Annotated in this window: 4 protein-coding genes; all 4 read left to right on the top strand. The window is 72.7% G+C overall.

From position 1 onward, the window contains the following. Nucleotides 1–1,212: AMP-binding protein (locus NBW84_RS14230; protein ID WP_250285209.1), on the top strand; the 1,212-nt coding region annotated here is incomplete at its 5' end. Between the two features lie 31 nt (nucleotides 1,213–1,243). After that, nucleotides 1,244–1,483 carry an acyl carrier protein gene (locus NBW84_RS14225; protein WP_250285208.1) on the top strand — a complete coding sequence of 80 codons (240 nt, stop codon included), beginning with the start codon at nucleotides 1,244–1,246 and terminating at the stop codon, nucleotides 1,481–1,483. A 17-nt stretch (nucleotides 1,484–1,500) separates the two neighbouring features. Continuing rightward, entirely contained in the window at nucleotides 1,501–2,640 is a 1,140-nt protein-coding gene (locus NBW84_RS14220) for a transglutaminase (protein WP_250285207.1), read from the top strand. A 48-nt stretch (nucleotides 2,641–2,688) separates the two neighbouring features. Beyond that, nucleotides 2,689–3,858 carry a ferritin-like domain-containing protein gene (locus tag NBW84_RS14215; protein WP_250285206.1) on the top strand — a complete coding sequence of 390 codons (1,170 nt, stop codon included), beginning with the start codon at nucleotides 2,689–2,691 and terminating at the stop codon, nucleotides 3,856–3,858. Nucleotides 3,859–3,919: the final 61 nt, after the last annotated feature.

Below are 3,919 nucleotides of genomic sequence, written 5' to 3'. Positions count from 1 at the left end.
GATGAGAACTCCGTCGACGAGAACCCGGCCGACGAGTTCGCGGTGATCCAGTACACGTCCGGGAGCACCTCGGCACCCAAGGGTGTCGCGCTGACCGCCGACAACGTCCTGGCCGGCCTGGCCGCCATCGACGGCGGCCTGGGCCTGACCGACGCCGACGAGATCGGCATCTGGTCGCCGCTGTTCCACGACATGAGCCTGTTCGGCACGCTCGCGCACCTGGCCAGGGGGTGCTCGGTCCATCTCTGGCGCACCACCGACTTCATCCGCGACACCCGTGGCTGGCTGGCCGCCGCGGCGGCGTCCGGCGCCACCGTGCTGCCCATGCCCAACTTCGCCTACCAGCGCCTGGTCGACACGGTCGAGGCCGACGGGGTTCCCGACGGGCTCGACCTGTCCGGCTGGCGGCTGGCCTGCAACGGCTCCGAGCCCGTGCAGTGGTCGACGCTGGAGGCGTTCAACCGGGTGTTCGGCCCCTGCGGGTTCCGGCCCGAGGCGATGCTGCCGTCCTACGGCATGGCCGAGGCCACGCTCGTCATCAGCCTGGCGGCGCTGGCGGAGCGGCCGTGGCACCTCAGCGTCGACCGGTTCGCCCTCGCGCCGGGCGACCGGGCCGTCCATGTCACCCCGGGTGCCGCGTGCGCCCGCCAGGTCGTCTCCTGCGGCACGGCGGCGCCGGGCATCGCCGTCCGGGTCGACGCCCCGGCCCCCGGGCGGGTCGGCGAGATACAGGTCCGCGGCGCGGCCGTGATGGGCGGCTACCTCGGGCTGCCCGCCGAGCGGCAGCCCTTCACCGCCGACGGCTGGCTGCGTACCGGCGACCTCGGCTTCGAGGCCGAGGACGAGCTGTTCGTGGTCGGACGCCTGAAGGACATGGCGGTCATCCGCGGCCAGAACTACTACGCCGAGGACGTCGAACAGATCGCGCGTCGCGTCCAGGGCTTCGACGTCCGGGTCTGCGCCGCCCTGCAGGCCGGGGACGGCGACGTCGAGCACATCGCGGTGTTGGTCGAGACGCCGCTCGCAGGCGCGGCGGCCACCGTCCTGGTGAACGCCGTCGAGGCGGCCATCGCCGCCGAGCTCGGCCCCGCGGTGGCGTCCGTGCATCCCGTGCCCGTCCGCTCCATCCCGCGCACCAGCTCCGGCAAGGTGCGCCGCCACGCCGCCAGGGCCCTCTACCGGAGCACGGCAGAGGCCACCGGAAAGCCGTAAGGGCTACCAGAAGACCCGTGAAGGACGCCTCATGAGTACGCGGACCGTCGAGGACGCGGTGGCCACCGCCCTGGCCAACCGGCTGCAGATGGACAAGGCCGACATCGACCTCGATCTCCCCATGCACCTGCTGCCGAGGATCGAGTCGGTGGTGATCCTCAGCGTGGTGGTGGATCTTGAGGATGTTCTGGGGGTGACGATCCCCGACGACGTCCCGTTCGAGGCGGTCACCGCACGTGACCTCGCCGCGCTCGTCCAGGAGCTCATGTGACTCGTCAGGGGCCTCGGGTGAGCCGCCGCTTCGAGCCGACCCCGCCGGATCTGGCGGTCTTCGACACCACCCTCGCCGACGCGGCCACCGTGCTGCGCACCGACGAGGCCGGGGTCGCCGCCCTCGGCCTGCGGCAGGTCGACGGCCTGCTCGACTACACCGACGTCGCCAACGCGGGGCTGCACTCGGGCACCGGCGCCACCGTGCCCGAGCTGGCCAGGCGGCTGCTCATGCGGTTCGTGGCGGCCGAGCCCGACGACTGGTTCGCCCCCGCGGACTGGACGGTCGCGGTACACCGGGCGGCCAGCGACGAGACCTTCCATGTGGCGGTCCCGGACCTGGGCGCCGAGGGCGTCGAACTCCTGGCCGACGGCCCGACCGGCAGCCCGACCGGCAGCCCGACCGGCAGCCCGACCGGCAGCCCGACCGGCAGCCCGACCGGCAGCTCGGCCGACAGCTCGGCCGACAGCCCGACCGACAGCCCGACCGACGGCCCGGCCGACGGCCCGACCAGCAGCTCGGCCGACGGCCCGACCGGCGGCTCGACCGGTGGCCCGGCCGGTGGCCTGCCGCTGCCGATCGTCACCGAAGGTCATCAGAGCAGTCCGTACCAGGTGCGCGTCCGGCTCACCGGCGAGTACTACGACGTCACCGACCGCCGGATCCGCGCGGCGTTCGACGACGTCCTCGACGCCCTGGACACCGGCGCGGTGCGTTACCAGGCGATCGCCGAACCGCTGCGCGCCGACCACCGGCGGTCCTGGGAGCTGGGCGTCGCCGACTGCGTCGTGGCGGGGCGGGTCCTCGCCGACCGGCTGCGGGCCGAGGGGTTCCGGGCGCGGGCCCGCCGCGGCTTCCTGCTCGGTCTCGTCGGCAACGACCACGGCTGGTGCGAGGTCCACCTCGACGGCCGGTGGCGCGCACTGGACCCGGTGTTCGCCCACCTCGCGGCCGAGCACGGCCGTGACGGCGGGGGGCAGTTCCGGGCGGCCTGCCGGGGCAGCCGGTTCAACCGTCTGCTGCCGTGCGCCGTGGCCGAGTCCGCCGCGCTGTTCCTGCGGCCGGCCGGCACGCCCGCCCCGGCGTGGGCCTTCGGCGCCGTGTCCGCACGCCTGCACCAGCTTCACCGGTTGCGTCGGCGCGCCGCCGTCACCTGAGCCCCGAAGAGCCCCGAAGAGCCCTGGAAAGAGCTGAAGAGAGCGGTCATGAAGTCAGACGCGACGGCGGAGTCAGCCGGCAACCGGGCGCCGGCCGGCAACCGGGCGCCGGCCGGCAGCTGGGCCGTCCCGCTCGGCGGGGACGCGCTGTTCACCTGGGACTACGACGCCGGCGCCGAGCAGATGCTGAGCCTGTACTCCCGTGGCAAGCAGCGCCAGTGGGACGCCGAGACGCGGCTGGACTGGGACCATGACGTCGACCCGGACAACCCGCTCGGCCTGCCCGACACGTTCATCTGGATCGCCGGCACGCCGCTGTGGGAGCGTCTGCCGGAGGCGGAGCGGATCACCGTCCGCCGGCACCTGGCGGGCTGGCTCTACTCCCAGTTCCTGCACGGCGAGCAGGGCGCGCTGGTGTGCGCGGCGAAGGTCGTCCAGACCGTGCCGGACATCGCCTCGAAGTTCTACGCCGCCACCCAGGTGATGGACGAGGCCAGGCACGTCGAGGCGTACCAGCGCATGCTGCATGACAAGATCAAGGTGCACTACCCGATCTCCGCCGGGCTGCGCGGCCTGCTTGAGACGACCATCGGTGACAGCCGCTGGGACATCACCTACCTCGGCATGCAGGTGATGATCGAGGGTCTGGCGCTGGCGTCGTTCAGCATCCAGCGGGACCGGATGCGCGACCCGCTGGCGCGGGCGCTCAACGCCTACGTGCTGCAGGACGAGGCGCGCCACGTCGCGTTCGGGCGGCTGGCCCTGCGTGACTACTACAGCCAGCTCAGCACCGCAGAGCTGCGTGAACGCGAGGATTTCGCGGTCGAGGCGTGCTGGGTGCTCAGGGACCGGTTCGCCGGCGAGGACATGTGGCGCAACCTCGACTACGGCGCCGACGAGTGCGTCGCGCTGGCCAACCGCTCACCCGGCCAGCGCGAGTTCCGCCGCCGGCTGTTCACCCGGATCGTCCCGACGTTGAAGGACATCAACCTGTTCGGGCCCAGGATGCGGGAAGCCCTGCGCGAGCTGGGCGTTCTCGGGTTCAGCCGGGTCGACGGAGCCGAGACCTCCGCCGAGGACGAGCGGATCGCCGACGACATCGCCGCGCTGGAGCTTGCCGTCCGGCAGCGGGAGGTGTCCGCGGCCGTGGCCCGCGGCGCCGGATCCGACGACGCCGGCAAGGACGACGCCGGCAAGGACGAGGAACGACCGAAATGACAGAACACACCGAACCGGCCGCGTCCACCGAACTGGCTGAACCAGCCGAAACAAGTAAGAA

Source organism: Protofrankia sp. CiP1_Cm_nod2 (assembly GCF_920664355.1).
GTDB lineage: Bacteria > Actinomycetota > Actinomycetes > Frankiales > Frankiaceae > Protofrankia.
The sequence above is the reverse complement of the archived record's forward strand: the minus strand, read 5'-3'. Positions and strand labels throughout refer to the sequence as shown.

Excerpts from the sequence above, each read along its gene's own strand:
- NBW84_RS14225 (WP_250285208.1), top strand. The coding sequence starts at position 1,244 with ATGAGTACGCGGACCGTCGAGGACGCGGTGGCCACCGCCCTGGCCAAC.
- NBW84_RS14215 (WP_250285206.1), top strand. The coding sequence starts at position 2,689 with ATGAAGTCAGACGCGACGGCGGAGTCAGCCGGCAACCGGGCGCCGGCC.